Origin of the sequence: Microbacterium alkaliflavum (assembly GCF_044325405.1) — a bacterium.
Taxonomy (GTDB): domain Bacteria; phylum Actinomycetota; class Actinomycetes; order Actinomycetales; family Microbacteriaceae; genus Microbacterium; species Microbacterium alkaliflavum.
In genome coordinates this window covers 342,348-359,204 of record NZ_JBIQWL010000002.1, presented here as the reverse complement: position 1 = coordinate 359,204, position 16,857 = coordinate 342,348, and the positions used below count along the sequence as shown (strand labels likewise).

The 16,857-nt window shown below is 69.9% G+C and carries 18 protein-coding genes and 2 tRNA genes; 16 read left to right on the top strand and 4 right to left on the bottom strand.

The features are described 5' to 3' along the window. Positions 1 to 86: 86 nt before the first annotated feature. The 7 genes from ACH3VR_RS06660 to ACH3VR_RS06630 all read left to right on the top strand — a co-directional run bounded on the left by ACH3VR_RS06660 (position 87) and on the right by ACH3VR_RS06630 (position 7,189). Positions 87 to 1,301, top strand: coding sequence for a ferrochelatase (locus tag ACH3VR_RS06660; protein ID WP_396639974.1), 1,215 nt, complete (start codon positions 87 to 89; stop codon positions 1,299 to 1,301). Positions 1,302 to 1,345: 44 nt separating this feature from the next. Next, positions 1,346 to 1,894, top strand: coding sequence for a ribose-5-phosphate isomerase (locus ACH3VR_RS06655; RefSeq protein ID WP_396639973.1), 549 nt, complete (start codon positions 1,346 to 1,348; stop codon positions 1,892 to 1,894). Beyond that, positions 1,894 to 2,895: an Fpg/Nei family DNA glycosylase gene (locus ACH3VR_RS06650; RefSeq protein ID WP_396639972.1), complete on the top strand. Its 1,002-nt coding sequence runs from the start codon at positions 1,894 to 1,896 to the stop codon at positions 2,893 to 2,895. The genes ACH3VR_RS06655 and ACH3VR_RS06650 overlap by 1 nt, the downstream gene beginning before the upstream one ends. A 23-nt stretch (positions 2,896 to 2,918) precedes the next feature. Continuing rightward, positions 2,919 to 3,557: an FMN-binding negative transcriptional regulator gene (locus ACH3VR_RS06645; protein WP_396639971.1), complete on the top strand. Its 639-nt coding sequence runs from the start codon at positions 2,919 to 2,921 to the stop codon at positions 3,555 to 3,557. Further along, positions 3,554 to 5,050 carry an amidohydrolase gene (locus ACH3VR_RS06640; protein WP_396639970.1) on the top strand — a complete coding sequence of 499 codons (1,497 nt, stop codon included), beginning with the start codon at positions 3,554 to 3,556 and terminating at the stop codon, positions 5,048 to 5,050. Before ACH3VR_RS06645 ends, ACH3VR_RS06640 begins: the two co-directional genes overlap by 4 nt. Before the next feature lie 82 nt (positions 5,051 to 5,132). Then, positions 5,133 to 6,515, top strand: coding sequence for a sensor histidine kinase (locus ACH3VR_RS06635; RefSeq protein ID WP_396639969.1), 1,383 nt, complete (start codon positions 5,133 to 5,135; stop codon positions 6,513 to 6,515). Beyond that, positions 6,512 to 7,189: a response regulator transcription factor gene (locus ACH3VR_RS06630; protein WP_396639968.1), complete on the top strand. Its 678-nt coding sequence runs from the start codon at positions 6,512 to 6,514 to the stop codon at positions 7,187 to 7,189. Before ACH3VR_RS06635 ends, ACH3VR_RS06630 begins: the two co-directional genes overlap by 4 nt. Positions 7,190 to 7,243: 54 nt before the next feature. On the opposite strand, the gene ACH3VR_RS06625 is transcribed toward ACH3VR_RS06630, so the two are convergent. Then, a complete protein-coding gene (locus ACH3VR_RS06625) occupies positions 7,244 to 7,729 on the bottom strand; it encodes a Dps family protein (RefSeq protein WP_396640453.1) in 486 nt (161 codons plus the stop codon). Between the two features lie 122 nt (positions 7,730 to 7,851). Between ACH3VR_RS06625 and ACH3VR_RS06620 the strand changes: the two genes are divergently transcribed. Continuing rightward, on the top strand, positions 7,852 to 8,388 hold the full coding sequence (locus ACH3VR_RS06620; RefSeq protein WP_396639967.1) for a gamma carbonic anhydrase family protein: 537 nt from the start codon (positions 7,852 to 7,854) through the stop codon (positions 8,386 to 8,388). 1 nt (position 8,389) lies between these two features. Next, complete coding sequence (locus tag ACH3VR_RS06615) at positions 8,390 to 8,749, top strand: A1S_2505 family phage non-structural protein (RefSeq protein WP_396639966.1); 360 nt, start codon at positions 8,390 to 8,392, stop codon at positions 8,747 to 8,749. Positions 8,750 to 8,762: 13 nt separating this feature from the next. Here the strand turns inward: ACH3VR_RS06615 and ACH3VR_RS06610 are convergent, their stop codons facing one another. Next, positions 8,763 to 9,239: a hypothetical protein gene (locus tag ACH3VR_RS06610; RefSeq protein WP_396639965.1), complete on the bottom strand. Its 477-nt coding sequence runs from the start codon at positions 9,237 to 9,239 to the stop codon at positions 8,763 to 8,765. Between the two features lie 211 nt (positions 9,240 to 9,450). Here ACH3VR_RS06610 and ACH3VR_RS06605 point away from each other — a divergent pair, with 211 nt between their 5' ends. Further along, entirely contained in the window at positions 9,451 to 9,750 is a 300-nt protein-coding gene (locus tag ACH3VR_RS06605; protein ID WP_396639964.1) for a hypothetical protein, read from the top strand. 14 nt (positions 9,751 to 9,764) lie between these two features. Here the strand turns inward: ACH3VR_RS06605 and ACH3VR_RS06600 are convergent, their stop codons facing one another. Further along, the gene (locus tag ACH3VR_RS06600) at positions 9,765 to 11,939 is read right to left on the bottom strand and encodes a N,N-dimethylformamidase beta subunit family domain-containing protein (protein ID WP_396639963.1); all 2,175 of its coding nucleotides are present in this window, start codon (positions 11,937 to 11,939) and stop codon (positions 9,765 to 9,767) included. Between the two features lie 257 nt (positions 11,940 to 12,196). Between ACH3VR_RS06600 and ACH3VR_RS06595 the strand changes: the two genes are divergently transcribed. After that, positions 12,197 to 12,267: transfer RNA gene (locus tag ACH3VR_RS06595), tRNA-Gly, on the top strand. A gap of 52 nt (positions 12,268 to 12,319) precedes the next feature. Here ACH3VR_RS06595 and ACH3VR_RS06590 read toward each other — a convergent pair. Beyond that, a complete protein-coding gene (locus ACH3VR_RS06590) occupies positions 12,320 to 13,228 on the bottom strand; it encodes an alpha/beta fold hydrolase (RefSeq protein ID WP_396639962.1) in 909 nt (302 codons plus the stop codon). Between the two features lie 130 nt (positions 13,229 to 13,358). Between ACH3VR_RS06590 and ACH3VR_RS06585 the strand changes: the two genes are divergently transcribed. The 5 genes from ACH3VR_RS06585 to ACH3VR_RS06565 form a co-directional block, all read left to right on the top strand. Next, positions 13,359 to 13,432: transfer RNA gene (locus ACH3VR_RS06585), tRNA-Pro, on the top strand. Positions 13,433 to 13,510: 78 nt separating this feature from the next. Beyond that, a complete protein-coding gene (tig, locus tag ACH3VR_RS06580) occupies positions 13,511 to 14,944 on the top strand; it encodes a trigger factor (protein WP_396639961.1) in 1,434 nt (477 codons plus the stop codon). Positions 14,945 to 14,957: 13 nt separating this feature from the next. Continuing rightward, on the top strand, positions 14,958 to 15,488 hold the full coding sequence (locus ACH3VR_RS06575; protein ID WP_396639960.1) for a tetratricopeptide repeat protein: 531 nt from the start codon (positions 14,958 to 14,960) through the stop codon (positions 15,486 to 15,488). A 91-nt stretch (positions 15,489 to 15,579) separates the two neighbouring features. Beyond that, positions 15,580 to 16,164: an ATP-dependent Clp protease proteolytic subunit gene (locus ACH3VR_RS06570; RefSeq protein WP_396639959.1), complete on the top strand. Its 585-nt coding sequence runs from the start codon at positions 15,580 to 15,582 to the stop codon at positions 16,162 to 16,164. Positions 16,165 to 16,193: 29 nt separating this feature from the next. Then, positions 16,194 to 16,857, top strand: a 664-nt coding sequence (locus ACH3VR_RS06565; RefSeq protein WP_396639958.1) for an ATP-dependent Clp protease proteolytic subunit, incomplete at its 3' end; no start/stop codon positions are given.

Here is a 16,857-nt window from a genome sequence, read left to right as displayed (position 1 = left end):
CAACCGCTCCAGCCTATGCCAGCGGGGTGTCTCGCCGCCGAGGCATGTGAACGTGTCGGTCGGTGCCCGGGTGAAAGGATGGTCGCGTGGGTGAAGCGCACGAGAACCAGGCCGATGTCACGCCGAGCGGAGAGGGTGTCGTCCCCTTCGCCTCACCGGAGGCCGCGTCCGGCGCCCCGCATGTGGAGATCCCCGTCGCGTACGACGCGATCCTGCTCGCGAGCTTCGGCGGTCCCGAGGGCCAGGACGACGTCATCCCGTTCCTGCGCAACGTGACGCGCGGGCGCGGCATCCCCGATGAGCGTCTCGAGGAGGTCGCGCACCACTACCGCCACTTCGGCGGGGTGAGCCCCATCAACGCGCAGAACCGCGCGCTCAAGGCGGCCCTCGAAGACGACCTCGCCCGGCGCGGCGTCGATCTGCCCGTCTACTGGGGCAACCGCAACTGGGCTCCCTACCTCGACGAGGCGGTGAAGGATGCCGCCTCCGCAGGCGACACCAAGCTCATCGCGATCGCCACGAGCGCCTACAGCTCCTTCTCGAGCTGCCGGCAGTACCGCGAGGACTTCGCCCGCGTGCTCACCGAGACGGGCCTCGGCGACACCGTCACGATCGACAAGGTGCGCCAGTTCTTCGACCACCCGGGCTTCGTCGCGCCGTTCGAGGCCGGCGTGCGCGAAGCCGTCGCGGGCTTCCGCGCCGGCGGCATCGCCCCCGGGGCGATCCGCGTGCTGTTCTCGACGCACAGCGTGCCGACGGCCGACGCGCAGCGCTCCGGCCCGCGCGACGTGGACTGGGGCGAGGGCGGCGCCTACGCGGCGCAGCACCGCGCCGTCGCCGAGCGCATCATGACGGCCCTCGCAGACGAGGACGCCGCGCTCGCGGACGTGGGGTGGGAGCTCGTCTACCAGTCGCGGTCCGGCCCCGCGTCGCAGCCGTGGCTGGAGCCCGACATCAACGACGTCATCGAGGGGCTTCCGGATGCCGGCATCCAGGCCATCGCGATCGTGCCGCTCGGCTTCGTGAGCGACCACATGGAAGTGCTGTGGGACCTCGACACCGAGGCGATGGAGGCCGCGCAGGAGGCGGGCATCCGCGCCGTGCGCACGCCCACCCCCGGCGTCGACCCCGCCTACGTCTCGGGGCTCATCGATCTCGTCCTCGAGCGCGTCGCGGGCACGCCCGCCGCCGAGCGTCCGCACGAGACGCCTCTCGGGCCCTGGTTCGACGTGTGCCGCCCGGGATGCTGCGAGAACGTCCGCGCCGGCTTCAAGCCCGCCGCCGCGGGCATCGCCCCCTGACCGCCCGCGAATCCCGACCTCCCGCCGCTCCCTAGGATTGAGCCATGCGCATCCACATCGCGACCGACCACGCCGGCCTCGAATTCTCCACGCAGCTGCAGCACCATCTCGCGGAGCAGGGGCACGACGTCGTCGACCACGGTCCGATCGAGTACGAGCCCCTCGACGACTACCCGTCGTTCTGCATCCGCGCCGCGCAGGCGGTCGTGCGCGACCAGGAGGCGGGCATCCAGGCTCTCGGGGTGGTCTTCGGCGGTTCCGGCAACGGCGAGCAGATCGCGGCGAACAAGGTGCGCGGCGTCCGCGCCGCCCTCGTGTGGAACATCGCGACGGCCGAGCTCGCCCGCGAGCACAACGACGCCAACGTCATCGCGATCGGCGCCCGTCAGCACACGTTCGAGGAGGCGGCGTCGTTCATCGACCGCTTCGTCGCCACGCCGTTCTCGAACGAGGAGCGGCATGAGCGTCGCATCCGCCAGGTCGGGGCGTACGAGACCGACGGCAGCCTCGAGCCCGACCCGCGTGTCCTCGCCCGACTGGCCCCGCCGACCGGCGGCGAGTCGTCCGACGCGATGGACCCCGAAGCAGGCTGATGCCCGAGGGCCATTCCGTCCACCGCATCGCGCGACAGTTCGACCGCAACTACGTGGGCCGCGCCGTCCGCGCGTCGAGCCCGCAGGGACGGTTCGCGGAGGGCGCCGAACTGCTCGACGGCCGCATCGCCGAAGGCGTGCGCGCGGTCGGCAAGCAGATGTTCCTCGGCTTCGAAGGCGACACGTGGCTGCGCGTGCACCTCGGGATGTACGGCGCATGGGACTTCGCCGGCGAGATCGTCGCCGACCCCACGATCGCGTCGGCGAACGGGCGCATGGGGCAGACGAACCAGCGCGGCACGTTCCTCGAGGACGAGCCGATCATGGATGCCGCGGGCGAGAACTCGCTGACGTCGATCGGCGCGCCGCGCAAGGCGCGCGTGCACGTGCGCATGTCGGAGCAGACGACGGGGCTTCCCGAGGACGACGGCGAATGGCCGCCGCCGATCGTGGGCCAGGTGCGCCTGCGGCTCTTGACCGACGTGACGTGCGCCGACCTCCGCGGTCCGACGGCGTGCCAGGTGCAGAGCCCCGACGAAGTCATCTCGACGATCGCCAAGCTCGGCCCCGACCCCCTGGTCGACGACGTCGATCAGGGCGAGGAGCGCTTCACCGCTGTCGTGCGGCGCAAGCCCACACCGATCGGACTGCTGCTCATGGACCAGGCCGTCGTGAGCGGCATCGGCAACGTCTACCGCGCCGAACTGCTGTATCGCGCGCGGCTCGACCCGCACACGCCGGGACGCGACGTGCCCGAAGAAGTCGTGCGCGAGCTGTGGCGAGACTGGGTGAAGCTGCTCGCGATCGGCGTCGAGACCGGTCAGATGATGACGATGGACGATCTCGACCCGGATCAGTGGCGGGCCGCGATGGCCAGCCGCGACGACCGTCACTGGGTGTACCGGCGCGCCGGGCTGCCCTGCCGCACGTGCGCCACGGCGATCCTGCTCGAGGAGATGGGCGCCCGCAAGCTCTACTGGTGCCCGTTCTGCCAGCGCTGACGCGCGGCTCCTAGGCTGGTGGCATGCGCCAGAATCCGAGCTTCGCGATGACCGATGTCGCAGAGCTCCGCCGTCTCATCGACCGCAATCCGTGGACGACCCTCGTGAGCTCCACCGACGACGGGCTCGTCGCCTCGCACTACGCCGTGCTGCTCGACGAGGACCGCGACGACCTCACGGTGGTCGGGCACGTGGGCCGCCCCGACGACCTCATCCACGGGCTGGGGGAGCGCGAGCTCCTCCTCGTCGTGCAGGGCCCGCACGGCTACGTGTCGCCCGGCTGGTACGGCGACGGCACCCAGGTGCCGACGTGGAACTTCGTCTCGGCGCACCTCACGGGTGTTCCCGAGATCCTGAGCACGGAGGAGAACCTCCGCGTGCTCGATCGGCTCGTGGCTCGCTTCGAGAACCGGATGCCGCAACCCCGCCTGCTCTGGGAGCCGCCCAACGACCCCGACTACATCGAGCGGCTCGAGCGAGGCACCGTCGGATTCCGCCTGACACCGACCAAGGTCGTCGCGAAGCGCAAGCTCAGCCAGAACAAGACCCCCGAGGTCGTCGACACGATCATCGCCGAGCTGAGTTCGGACGGCGCCTACGCCAACCCTTCGCTCGCCGACGAGATGCGTCGCGCCCACGACTCCATGCGGAGCGCACGGTGACGGCTGTCGGCGACCGCGTCAGCACGATCAGCGGGGTGCGCATCGTGGGCCCTGGCAGCGAACTGCTCCCCGACGAGGGTCCGTTCGACGTCTTCCTCGACGGCGAGGTCATCGCCGACATCGCGCCGGCGGGCGCTCTCCGCCCCCGCGGGCTCGTGCTCGACGGCGAAGGCGCGTGGCTCATCCCCGGGCTGTGGGATCACCACGTCCACGTCATGCAATGGGCGCTCGTGTCGCAGCGTGCGCCGCTCGGGCATGCGTCGTCGGCCGCGCAGGCCGCCTCGCTCATGGGTGACGCGGCCATCATCGACGGCCGGCGCGTCGGCACGGGATTCCGCGACGCCTTCTGGACGGACGAACCCACCCTCGACCTGCTCGACGCGGCTACAGGCGAGACGCCGACGTATCTGATCAACGCCGACGTCCACAGCGTCTGGCTCAACTCGGCCGCTCTGCGCCGCGAAGGCTTCGAGTCGGGGTCCGGTCTGCTCCGCGAAGAGCCCGCATTCGAGATCTCGCGGCGCTTGAACCTCGTCGATCCCGCGACGGGCGACCTGCTCGTCGAGCAGATGGCGCGGGATGCCGCGTCCCGCGGCGTCGTCGGACTGGTGGATCTCGACATGGCGTGGAACGAGGACGCGTGGTCGCGGCGCACCCGCTCGGGCTTCGACACACTGCGCGTGGAGTTCGGCATCTACCCCGAGCATCTCGCGCGCGCCCTCGCCGACGGTCTTCAGACCGGCGACGTGGCGCGGGGCGCGGCATCCGATCTCGCCTGCGTGGGATCGCTCAAGGTGATCACCGACGGCTCACTCGGCACCCGCACGGCCGCGACCTCCCACGCATATCCCGGCGACCCGCACAATCACGGCCTGCTGACCGTCGATCCCGCGACGCTCCTCGATCTCATGACTCAGGCTGTCGGCGGCGGAATCTCGTGCGCGATCCACGCGATCGGCGACGTAGCCAACTCGCACGCGCTCGATGCGTTCGCGGTGTCGGGCGCGACGGGCACCATCGAGCACGCGCAGCTCGTCGCACACGCCGACATCCCGCGGTTCGGCAAGCTCGGCGTAGGTGCAAGCGTTCAGCCCGAGCACGCGATCGACGACCGCGACCTCACCGACACGATCTGGGCCGGCCAGACGGCGCAGCCGTATCCGCTCGCGGCTCTCGCGGCCACAGGCGCCAACCTGCTTCTCGGCTCGGACGCGCCGGTCTCGCCGCTGGATCCCTGGGCGGCCCTTGCGGCCGCTGTCTACCGCACCCGCGACGGGCGCGAGCCGTGGCAGCCGACGGAGGCGCTCGACGCCGCGACCGCCCTCGCCGCGTCGACCCACGGCGGCTCACGTGCGGCCGATGTCATCGCGGTGGGCGCGCGCGCAGACCTCGCCCTCTGCGCGACGAACCCGCTCACGGCCACCGCCACCGAGCTGCGCGCGATGACGGTCGCCGCGACGCTGGTCGGCGCCCGCCTCACGCACGGGGGATAGCCCCCGCCCGGGTCGGGGAGGTGATCGGATGCCGCGGCGCCGCGCACTCGACGAGGCTGAGGGGACGAATTGGAGAGGACCCATGAGCAGCATCGTCACCCCCGCCTCCGACATCCCGGCACCCGCGTTCTGGCCGTCCTACGGCGCGCTGTGGAAGCGCGTTCCCGGCAGCGCCGTCTATCTCCTCGTCGTGTTCGTGCTCGCGATCACGTCGCTCGCGGTTCTCGCGAGTCTCTTGTTCACGGGCGTCGGACTGCTGATCCTCGTGGTCGGACTGCCGCTCATCGTCGGCACCCTGTTCGTTGCGCGCGCCTTCGGCGTCGCCGACCGCTTCCTGCTCCAGCTCACGGGGCTGCCCGCGGTGCCCGAACCCGAGTGGAACCGCGATGCCGCCGGTCGCACCGGCTTCTGGCCGACGTTCAGCCGACCGCTGCGCAACGGGCACTACTGGGTGTACCTCGTGCACGGCATGATCGTGAGCCCGATCCTCAGCATCGTCTCGTTCACGCTCACCGTCGTGTGGCTGAGCATAAGCCTCGGCGGCCTCACCTACTGGTTCTGGGGCGTCTTCCTGCCGCGCGACGACGGGGGAGAGTGGGGGCACTACGTCGCCGACGCGATGCCGTGGATGTTCGGCGGCTGGTCGTCGTGGGCCGTCGAGGTCGTGCTCTACCTCGTGGCCGGCATCCTGTTCGCCTTCACGCTGCCGTGGGCGCTCGGCGGTCTCGCGCTCGGCCACCACGCCGTCGCGCGGGGGATGCTCGGACGCTGGCCGTCCGACGACCTCGCCGCCGAGGTGCGCGCCGAGGCGTCCGCACGCACGTCGGCCGTTCAGGCCGAGGACATGGCGCTGCGCCGCCTCGAGCGCGACATCCACGACGGGCCCCAGCAGCGGCTCGTGCGGCTGCAGCTCGACCTCGCCTCCCTCGAGCGCCGCGCGGCGGCGGGCGACACGGATGCCGCCGCCGAACTCGCCCGAGAGGCCCGCGGTCATGCCGCCGCGGCCCTCGACGAGCTGCGCGCCCTCTCGGCGGGGGTCGCCCCGCCGCTCCTGCAGGACCGTGGACTCACCGCCGCACTGGAAGGCCTTTCGCTCGCCAGCGTCGTCCCCGTGCGCGCCGAACTCGATCCCGCGCTCGACGCCGCCGTCTCGCCCGAGGTCGCACGCACCGTCTACTTCATCGTGGCCGAGCTGCTCACGAACGCGGCCAAGCATTCCGGCGCCACGGGAGCGACACTCCGCGCCTGGATCACCCAGCCGGCGCCGGGGGAGCAGCCCGCCCTCGACGTGTGGCTCGTCGACGACGGCCGTGGCGGCGCGGCGCCGGCTCCCGGTCACGGTCTCGAGGGGCTGCGCGAGCGCGTCCGCGGGCTGCGCGGCGAGCTCGATGTGCAGTCGCCGCTCGGCGGCCCGACCCGCATCGGTGTGCGCATCCCGCTCGCCGCGGCTGCGGCGACGCCATGACCGCGGCCTATCCTGAGCCCGTGACAGATCGGCCCCTTCGCATCGTCCTGGTGGAGGACTCCGTCCTCCTCCGTGAGGGCCTCGTGCGGCTCTTCGACGAGGCCGGATACGCGACCGCAGGAGCGTGGGGCGACGCTTCCGACATCGTCGAGCGGGTGACGGATGCCGCGGCCGACGTCGCCGTGCTCGACGTCCGGCTGCCGCCCGGCTTCCGCGACGAGGGCATCCGCGCCGCGATAGCGCTCCGCGCGGCGCTGCCGCGCCTCGGCATCCTCGTGCTCAGCCAGTACGTCGAGGGCGTCTACGCGCGCGAGCTGCTGGCCGACGGCGGAGGCGGCATCGGCTATCTCCTGAAAGACCGCGTGACTTCGCTCGACGAGTTCACGGATGCCGTCGAGCGCGTCCGCGACGGCGGGACGGTGCTCGATCCGCTCGTCGTGCGCGGGCTGCTCGCGGCGCGCCCCGACCCGCTGGCGGCTCTCACGCCGCGGGAGCGGGACGTGCTCGAGCTGATGGCCGAGGGCCGCAGCAACGGCGCGATCGCCCAGCGCCTCTTCATCGGCGTGGGCGCAGTGGAGAAGAACATCAGCGCGATCTTCGCGAAGCTCGGGCTGGAGGAATCCGCGACGGAGCATCGCCGCGTGCTCGCGGTGCTCGCGTTCCTCCAGCACTGACGCCGCAGACGACGAAAGCCCCGAGCGGACCCGGGGCTTTCATTCCTGTGCCGACTACTCGGCGAGGTGCGCGAAGAGGAACCAGCGGTCCTTCTCCAGGCTCTCCTTGATCGCGAGGGCGATGTCCTGGCTGGCGAGGTCGATCTCGTCGAGACCGTCGATCGCAGCCTGCACGTCGGCGATGACCGCATCCATGTCGGAGATCACGGCGCGGATCTCGTCCTCCCACTGCGTGAAGCCCGCGGGGACGGCGGTCGCCGGGGTCTTCTCGGCGATCGTGGTGACGCGTGCGTCGATGGGCAGGCCCAGGGCGACGATGCGCTCGGCGGCCAGGTCGGCACCTTCGAGGGCGTGGTCGACGCACTTGTCGAGAAGCTCGTGGATCGCGATGAAGTTCGCGCCACGCACGTTCCAGTGCGCCTGCTTGCCGTTGACCGCGAGCGCCTGCAGCCCGAGTGCGACGGGGGTGAGGAACTGGGCCGCTCCCGCAGCGACCGAGGGGTCGGCAGCAGTTGCCGGGGTGGTCTGGATCTTCGTCATCTGGGTTGCCTCCATGTCGGCTGATCCTGTCGTCGGCACCAACGCTACTCAGCACCATTCATTCCGCAAGCAAGCGAAGGCTCCGCTCACCTGGCGTCGGCACGCTCCCGTAATCTCGGGTCATGACCATCGCCGAAGGTGCCTCCGTCCTCGCTCTTCCCGGCAGGACGCCCGTCATCGACCCATCGGCCTTCGTCGCGACAGGCGGCCGGGTGATCGGGTCCGTCACGCTCGAAGAGGGCGCGAGCGTCTGGTACAACGCGGTGCTGCGCGCCGACGGCGACGCCATCACGGTCGGCGCCGGGAGCAACCTGCAGGACAACGTCTCGGTGCACGTCGATGCGGGGCATCCCACCGTCATCGGCCGCGATGTCTCCGTCGGGCACAACGCCGTCGTACACGGCTGCACGATCGGCGACGGCTCGCTCATCGGCATGGGAAGCGTCGTGCTCTCGGGAGCGGTCATCGGCGAGGGATGCCTCGTGGCCGGCGGCGCCGTCGTGCTCGAGGGCGCCGTCATCCCGCCGGGATCGCTGGTGGCAGGAGTCCCCGCGAAGGTGCGGCGCGAACTCACCGAGGAGGAGAAGGCGGGCATTCTGCGCAACGCGCAGACCTACCGCGCGCATCTCGCGACTCACGCGGGCGCCGAGGCGGTGTGACGTGAGGATCGATTCGCTGAAGCCCGGCGAGGTGTTCGTCTTCGGCTCCAACTCATCCGGCGCGCACGGCGGGGGAGCGGCCCGCTTCGCGTACGACCGCTTCGGCGCCGTATGGGGGCAATCCGAGGGACTGCAGGGCCAGTCGTACGGCATCGACACGATGTCGGGCCTCCGCGTCTTCGAGGAGCAGGCGGGCCGCTTCCTCGTGTTCGCACAGGAACACTCCGAACTGCGGTTCCTCGTCACCGAGGTCGGCTGCGGCATCGCCGGCTACACGCCCGATCAGGTCGCGGGATTCTTCCGGGGCGCGTCCGACAACGTCGTGCTGCCCGAGTCGTTCGTCGCGGTGCTGGAGGGCTGACCCGGGGCCGATCTCAGGGAGCCCTCACCGTCACGACGTCGGTGGCGAGATTGTCCAGCGGCCGCGGGTCGACGGCATCCGAGATGACGGCCGCGAACGCCCGGGCCGGCCCCGTGGAGGTGAACCGCACGGTGAAGCTGTAGCCCAGGCCGCCCTGAGGGAGCGACGGCCACAGCCAGATCACCCGACGATCCTTGACGGTCGGCGAGTTTCCGACGTCGAGCAGCTCCGCCCCCGGCGGAAGCACGACCTCCGTGCGCACTCGCGTCGCGGTCTGCGGTCCGTCGTTGATGACCAGCACGGCGTACGTGTACACCTCGCCGCGCACCGCTGTGCTGGGCTGACCGTCCGGGAAGATGACCGACAGGTCGGCGCCGGTGGGGGGTGGCGCCTCGGCGTTCGCCGGAGCCGCGACGGCGAGCGGCATGAGCAGCGCGCCGAGGCCGACCAGGGCCGTCGCGGCGCGTGAAGCACGAGTGGATCGGAACATCGCGTTCTCCTTCTCGACCACGCGGTCGCCAGGGTGGAGCTCGAAGGGGTGGTGCGTCCCCTCTGACTAACACGGCCGATCGGAGCCCGGCAAGACGAGTAATACCGCCCATCGATGAAGCGCATGGGATGCGATTGCGCAAGCCCCTGCGGACCCCTCGACCTGGCGACTAACGTCACCGGTCAACGCCCTCGCAGGAAGGGGGCCTCGGATGCCCCGTCAGACGGGATCACGGACCCACCATCTCGGCCAAGCCGTCACCACGATCGTCGTGAGCGTCGCGTCGTTCATCACGGCGGTCGTCGTCGTGTTCATCGCGCTCATGTGGGGCGACGGCGTCAGCCGCACCTGGGGTATCTCCCTGGCCGTCCTCGCCCCGATCGCGCTCACCTCGGCCGCGCTCGCGCTCGTCGTCGTGCAGAAGTGGAGGGTCGCCCTGGCGTGCGGCGCGAGACCGGTCGCCGCGGCGTCGGCGAAGATCCGCGAGTTCGTCAAGCCCGACGACGAGTGACCCGGGCCTCTGCGTCAGGCGGGGACGACGCCGGCCTTGCCCATCACGTTGTGCATCAGCTGCTGGATGATCGGATCCACGACGAGGCTGCCGCCGAACGTGAGCGAGCCGACGGAGAACACGAAACCGCCGCCCGGGTGGTCGTAGTAGGTGATGTCTCCGCCCGGTCCCACGCCGTCGAACACTCCGGAGGCGATGATCGCCAGCCCGCCGGGCAGATCCGAGGGCGGAATGACGGCGGGCGGCTCCATGGCGCAGTCGTAGGGGATCGACACGGCTCCGATCCCGCTCGCCGTGTCGACCTCCCACGCGCTCGCCTTGCCGTTCCCGAACCCGGTGTTGAGGCCTTCCTGACCGAATCGGTCGCCGTTCGAGATGCCGATCCCGTCGAAGAGGAAGTGACCGGCGTCGACCACCTCATACGGCGAGCCGACCACAGCGCAGCGCTCGGTCGCCACGCCGATCACCGACCGCTCGGGACGCAGCGGCTGGCGCACCCGGAAGAGCGCCGGCACGCGTGAGCCGCCCTCGACGCCTTCGCGATACCGCATCTCGCGGGCGAGGGGGTCGTAGACGCACGCCTCGAAGAGCCCGTTCCCGCCCAGGTAGGCGAAGCTGCCCCCGGCGTCCAGGTATGCGACGAGGTTGTCGTACATCTCGGGGGTCCAGTACTCCGGATGCGTGCCGCACAGCAGGATGCTGTACTGACCGGCGTCGCATCCGTTCTCGTGGAAGTCGAGGTCGGTGTACATGTCCGGCTTGTACCCCTCGCTTTCGAGCCATCCCTGGATCCACAGCTCGCCGCGGGTGAGGTGCCAGTCGAACGCAGACGGCGTCGTGGGTGCGGCGTTGACCATCGGCCGCATGAGGCTGATCCTCGCCAGACCGCTGTACTTCGATTGGCCACCCCAGCCGTCGTACGCGAGCCACGTGTTGGTGTTGGCGAGCAGCGCGACCTTGGACCGCTGCGACTGCTTCGCCTTGACCACGAACGTGATGTCGGCGCTCCGACCCTCTTCGTCGACGCACGCGGCGGCGTAGATCCCCGACTTCCACGACGCGGGCACGTCGAGCTTGAACGTCTCGCTCCAGCCGCATCCCGTATGCCACGGCTCGGGGGGAGTCGGCTGCACCGGCGACTGGAAGTCGAGCTCCTTCTTATCCTCCGTATCGAGGTCGGCGGAGGTCGACGTGTACCTCCGGACGGTGGACGTGCATGCGCCGCCTCCGGAGGTCATGAACGAGATGCGCTCACCGGGCGCCGCCGAAAGAGGCCAGCAATAGCCTTCGAGGGGCCGTGCGGTGGAACGCGAGAGACGCAGCTGCCCCGTGGCGGGCAGGTAGCCCAGCAGGTCGACCCACGTGTCCTCCGTGAACTGACCGGGCACGAACTGCCAGCCGGCCGCCGGTGCGGCGGTGTCCCACTGCTCGAACCGGTACCGGGTCCCGTCGAAAGTTCCGACCCACATGCTGCCGTTGCTCGGGTGGTACCCGAAGATGTCGGCTTTGGCTCGGCCGTTGAAGTAGCCGGCGCACAGCTGCCAGCCCACCGTCGGTTGAAGTGCACCGCGCTGAGTCAGCACGAAGGCGCCGCCCTCGTTCTCGCCGATCCAGATAGAGCCGTCGCTCGAGTCGTAGCCGGCGACGTCGGGGCGACCGCTCCCCGTGAAATCGCCCACCACGAACTGCCACACGCTCGTCGTGGGGACCGTGCCCCACTGCGTGAAGGAGAATCCGCTTCCGGTGTTCCTGCCGACCCACAGGCTGCCGTTGCCGGGGTGGTAGCCGAAGAGATCGGCCTTGGCGCCACCCGTGAAGTAGCCGACGCCGAACTGCCAGCCTGCAGCGGGCACGACCGACCCCCACTGCTCGAGCTCGAAGTGCGTCCCGGCGTTCTTGCCCATCCACAGCGCGCCGTCACTCGCCCGGTATCCGAAGACGTCGTCCCTGTTGCTCGTCGTGAAGTCGCCGGCGTCGAACCACCAGCCGTCAGGTGGCGACACCGCGCCCCAATGCTGGAAGTTGAAGGCGTTCCCCGAGTTCTCACCCACCCACAGGCTCCCGTTGATCGGGTGATACCCCAGCAGGTCGGCCCTTCCCGAGCCGACGAAGACGCCCGATCGGAACTCCCATCCCGCCGGGGGCGACACCGGCCCACGGTCGTCCGCTGTGAAAATGCGCTCAGCCATCGCTCCGCCCACTCTCCGGCTCGCCTTCGAGCCGCGAAGAACCCCAACCCCTGCAGACGCCGCTGCGTCACGCGTAGGCCGGCCGGTGCCACACCGCGCCGGACCGGATATGCGTCGTCAGCAACAATCCGCACCCTAGTTGCGCGGCACTGCTCTCACAAGAGCGTCGGGAGCGAGGCGGTCGGGATGCCGACCTTCAGGTGTGCGGGCGAGGTGCATCCCGTGTATTAGACTCGACCGGTGCGCCTCGGCGCCCTGGGGATGTAGCTCAATGGTAGAGCCTCAGTCTTCCAAACTGATGGTGCGGGTTCGATTCCCGTCATCCCCTCCGAATACGAAACCCCCGGCCAGCCGGGGGTTTCGTCGTGGCGGGGCTGGCCTCACTCCGACTTCGCCGGTGGATGGAGCTCGCCCCGGTGCACTTCGTAGATCCGCGTGTGCTTGTTGCCCATGGCGTGGTCGACGATGGGCCGGTCATCCATGAAGAGGCGGATGACGTGGGCGAGCTCGTCGGGATGGCTGAAGTTGATCGCGTGCGCAGCGGTCTCCATCGTGACGACGAGCACATTGTTGGCGGTCTGCGACGCGATCTGCTGGACGCGCTCCGCGCCGGGCAGCAGCGGATCGCGGTCCCCGAGCACGACGAGCGTCGGAATGTGCAGCGCGAGCAGGCGCTCGAGCGACGGATACTGCGTCAGCGCCTTGAACATCTTGAAGGTGCTCGGGATGCCGAACCGGAGGTAGTCGGGCGTGGCGACGCCGATCATCTTGACCGGCTCGCGCCCGCCATCCTTGCTCAGCTGTCCGACGGCACGCCCGAGCGGCTGGTTGTAGAGGCCGCCCGCCGGCGAGACGAGGATCGCGCGTTCGATGCGCTCGGGATAGTGGTACGCGAACTCGCAGATGACGGGGCATCCCATCGAATTGCCGACGAGGGTCGCCTTCTCGATGCCCCGCGCGTCGAGGAACGACGCGGCGGCGTGCGCCAGATCGGGCACGTCGAGCGCGTTCTTCGCCTTGCCGCTGCGACCGAAGCCGGGGAGGTCGGGCACGAGCGTGTGGAACTCGTCGGAGAGCCGTTCGGCCGTCGGCAGCAGATAACGGCCGGAGAGGCCGAACCCGTGGACGTGCATCATGACCGGCGCGTCGGGAGGATTCACCGACTCGCGGTAGAAGACGTCGACGCCGTCGACGAGCGTCCAGCGCTCGGCGAGGGTCGTCTGCGGGCGACGCGGATGCATCCGCCTGCGGTGTGGGTAGTTCGGGCCGGCGCCGATGCCCGTCGACATATTTCGTACCTTCCCCCGGTGTTCCTGGCTGAACGATACCCGCCCCCATCAGGGGGCCGACAGTCGCGACGCGCCCGGGTCGGCTAGACTTCTGGGGGCCGTTCGGCGTACGCGTGCGTATGCACCCGCCCGGGGCGTAGCTCAGCTTGGTAGAGCGCCCGCTTTGGGAGCGGGAGGCCGCAGGTTCAAATCCTGTCGCCCCGACATCACGGCCCCGTGAACTCAGACCCAGACCTTCAGCAGCCGCGCGCTCGCGCGGTCAAGACGAGGAGAACAACAGGCATGGTCAACAGCACCGTCGAGAAGCTCAGCCCGACGCGGGTGAAGCTGCACATCACGGTCACCCCCGACGAGCTCAAGCCGAGCATCGCGCACGCGTACGAGCACATCGCGCAGGACGTGCAGATCCCCGGCTTCCGCAAGGGCAAGGTGCCTGCGCCCATCATCGACCAGCGCATCGGACGCACGGCCGTGCTCGAGCACGCCGTCAGCGAGGGTCTGGACACCTTCTACCGCGAGGCCGTCGCCGCCCACGAGCTGCGCGTGCTCGGCCGTCCCTCGGCCGACGTCACCACGTGGCCGAGCGACAAGGACTTCACCGGCGACCTGCAGGTCGAGGTCGAGGTCGACGTGCGTCCCGAGTTCGAGCTCCCGGAGTTCGAGGGCCAGACCATCACGGTCGACGCCGCCGAGGTCGACGAGGCCGCGATCGACGAGGAGCTCGACCGCCTGCGCGGCCGCTTCGGCACCCTCGTGACGGTCGACCGTCCCGCCGCGACCGGCGACTTCGTCGAGCTCGACCTCGTCGCGACGATCGACGGCAACGAGATCGATCGCGCCGAGGGCGTCTCCTACGAGGTCGGCTCGGGCGAGCTCCTCGAGGGCATCGACGAGGCGATCGACTCGCTGACCGCGGGCGAGGACACGACGTTCCGCTCGACCCTCATCGGCGGCGACCACGCCGGCGAAGAGGCCGAGGTCTCGGTGACCGTCTCGGCCGTCAAGGAGCGCGAGCTGCCCGACGCCGACGACGACTTCGCCCAGATGGCCAGCGAGTTCGACACGATCGGCGAGCTGCGCGACAGCCTCAAGGAGCGCGTCGGCCAGCAGTCGGCGTTCACGCAGGGCGCCGCGGCACGCGACAAGCTCATCGAGCAGCTCCTCGAGCAGGTCGAGATCCCCGTCCCCGCGCAGCTCGTCGAGGACGAGGTGCACAACCACCTCGAGGGTGAGGGTCGTCTCGAGGACGACGAGCACCGCGCCGAGGTCACCGAGGCAAGCGAGAAGCAGTTCCGCACGCAGATGCTGCTCGACGCGATCGCCGAGAAGCTCGACGTGCAGGTCTCGCAGGACGAGCTCACGCAGTACCTCATCCAGTCGTCCGCGCAGTACGGCATGGCCCCGCAGGACTTCGTGAACGCCCTCCAGGAGAACAACCAGCTTCCCGCGATCGTCGGCGAGGTCGCCCGCAACAAGGCGCTCGCCGTCGCGCTCGGCAAGGTGTCGGTCGTCGACACCAACGGCGCTCCCGTCGACCTGACGGGCTTCGTGGCCGTCGACGACGAGACCGCGGCCGAGGACGAGGTCGTCGAAGAGGCCGAAGAGCTGGTGGAAGCCGCCGCCGAGGCCGACGAGATCATCGAGGCCGAAGAGGCCGAGGAGAAGCCCAAGAAGAAGGCCCCCGCCAAGAAGAAGGCGACGGCCGACAAGGAGTGATCGCGCACACGCGATGACGAGGGGGGTGGATGCCGCGGCATCCACCCCCTCCTTCGTCTCGGAGGGAGACGGCATGGACTGGGAAGAGCGCGTGGCCGCCGCATGGTCGGCCGACGTCACCGACGGGGAGCGCATCGCCCTGATCGACGCGATCGCCGCGGAGCGCCCGGACGGAGACGCCGTCGCGCTCTTCGAGCGGGCTGGCGCGCGAGACTCGGCGGGGCGCGAGACGGAGGCCGAGCCGCTGTACCGCGCCGCCCTCGCCGCGGGCCTCGACGAGGATCGGCGTGTGCAGGCCGTCATCCAGCTGGCGAGCACGATCCGCAACCTGGGGCAAGTCGACGAGAGCCTCGCGCTCCTGCGCGCCGAGTACGAGCGGGGGAGGGATGCCGCCCTCCACGACGCCGTCGCCGCCTTCTACGCCCTCGCACTGGTGTCGTCGGGCGATGCCGTGCAGGCGGCGTCCGTCGCGCTTCAGGCGCTCGCCCCGCACCTGCCGCGCTATACCCGTTCGGTGACGGGCTACGCGCGCGAGCTGCTCTGACGCGCCTCACTCTGCCCAGGGCGAACACGGCCGGGGGGCGCGAGGCTCGCCGGTAGATTCATTGGCACGACCACCCGAAACAGGAGTGAACATGGCCGAACCCCTTGTCGCGACGAGCGTCTTCGACAGGCTTCTGAAGGACCGCATCATCTGGCTGGGCTCGGAGGTGCGTGACGACAACGCCAACGAGATCTGCGCGAAGATCCTCCTTCTCGCGGCCGAGGACTCGCAGAAGGACATCTACCTCTACATCAACTCGCCCGGCGGTTCGATCACGGCCGGCATGGCGATCTACGACACGATGCAGTTCGTGCCGAACGACATCGTGACGGTGGGCATCGGCATGGCCGCGTCGATGGGCCAGCTGCTGCTGACCTCGGGCACGAAGGGCAAGCGCTACATCACGCCGAACGCGCGCGTGCTGCTGCACCAGCCGCACGGCGGCTTCGGCGGCACCGCGAGCGACATCCAGACGCAGGCGCAGCTCATCCTCGACATGAAGCGCCGCCTCGCCGAGATCACCGCCGCCCAGACCGGCAAGTCCGTCGAGCAGATCAACGCCGACGGCGACCGCGACCGCTGGTTCGGTGCCGAGGAGGCCCTCGAGTACGGCTTCGTCGACCACATCCGCGAGCACGCGGTGGACGTCGCCGGCGGCGGCGGAACAGCGGCCTGAGACCTGCGGCGAAAGAGAGAGAAACGCGTATGAACACCCCGACCTTCGGCATCCCGAGCCCGCAGGCGCTGCAGATGCCGGGCAGCCGCTACGTCCTGCCCCAGTTCGAGGAGCGCACGGCCTACGGCTACAAGCGTCAGGACCCGTACAACAAGCTGTTCGAAGACCGCGTCATCTTCCTGGGCGTCCAGGTCGACGACGCCTCGGCAGACGACGTCATGGCGCAGCTCCTGGTGCTCGAAAGCCAGGACCCCGATCGCGACATCATCATGTACATCAACTCGCCCGGCGGCTCCTTCACCGCCATGACGGCGATCTACGACACGATGCAGTACGTCTCGCCGCAGATCCAGACCGTCGTGCTCGGCCAGGCCGCATCGGCCGCCGCCGTGCTGCTCGCCGCCGGCGCCCCCGGCAAGCGCCTCGCCCTGCCGAACGCCCGCATCCTGATCCACCAGCCCGCCATGGGCGAGGCGGGCCACGGGCAGGCGTCCGACATCGAGATCCAGGCGCAGGAGATCCTCCGCATGCGCACGTGGCTCGAGGAGACGCTGGCGAAGCACTCGCACAAGACCCAGGAAGAGGTCAACAAGGACATCGATCGCGACAAGATCCTGTCCGCCGCCGAGGCCGTCACCTACGGTCTGGTCGACCAGGTCCTGACGACCCGCAAGCGCGGGCAGGCCGCATTGA

Excerpts from the sequence above, each read along its gene's own strand:
- ACH3VR_RS06635 (WP_396639969.1), top strand. The coding sequence starts at position 5,133 with ATGAGCAGCATCGTCACCCCCGCCTCCGACATCCCGGCACCCGCGTTC.
- ACH3VR_RS06570 (WP_396639959.1), top strand. The coding sequence starts at position 15,580 with ATGGCCGAACCCCTTGTCGCGACGAGCGTCTTCGACAGGCTTCTGAAG.
- ACH3VR_RS06575 (WP_396639960.1), top strand. The coding sequence starts at position 14,958 with ATGACGAGGGGGGTGGATGCCGCGGCATCCACCCCCTCCTTCGTCTCG.
- ACH3VR_RS06605 (WP_396639964.1), top strand. The coding sequence starts at position 9,451 with ATGCCCCGTCAGACGGGATCACGGACCCACCATCTCGGCCAAGCCGTC.
- ACH3VR_RS06655 (WP_396639973.1), top strand. The coding sequence starts at position 1,346 with ATGCGCATCCACATCGCGACCGACCACGCCGGCCTCGAATTCTCCACG.
- ACH3VR_RS06590 (WP_396639962.1), bottom strand. The coding sequence starts at position 13,228 with ATGTCGACGGGCATCGGCGCCGGCCCGAACTACCCACACCGCAGGCGG.
- ACH3VR_RS06650 (WP_396639972.1), top strand. The coding sequence starts at position 1,894 with ATGCCCGAGGGCCATTCCGTCCACCGCATCGCGCGACAGTTCGACCGC.
- ACH3VR_RS06625 (WP_396640453.1), bottom strand. The coding sequence starts at position 7,729 with ATGACGAAGATCCAGACCACCCCGGCAACTGCTGCCGACCCCTCGGTC.
- tig (WP_396639961.1), top strand. The coding sequence starts at position 13,511 with ATGGTCAACAGCACCGTCGAGAAGCTCAGCCCGACGCGGGTGAAGCTG.
- ACH3VR_RS06630 (WP_396639968.1), top strand. The coding sequence starts at position 6,512 with ATGACCGCGGCCTATCCTGAGCCCGTGACAGATCGGCCCCTTCGCATC.
- ACH3VR_RS06610 (WP_396639965.1), bottom strand. The coding sequence starts at position 9,239 with ATGTTCCGATCCACTCGTGCTTCACGCGCCGCGACGGCCCTGGTCGGC.
- ACH3VR_RS06620 (WP_396639967.1), top strand. The coding sequence starts at position 7,852 with ATGACCATCGCCGAAGGTGCCTCCGTCCTCGCTCTTCCCGGCAGGACG.
- ACH3VR_RS06645 (WP_396639971.1), top strand. The coding sequence starts at position 2,919 with ATGCGCCAGAATCCGAGCTTCGCGATGACCGATGTCGCAGAGCTCCGC.
- ACH3VR_RS06600 (WP_396639963.1), bottom strand. The coding sequence starts at position 11,939 with ATGGCTGAGCGCATTTTCACAGCGGACGACCGTGGGCCGGTGTCGCCC.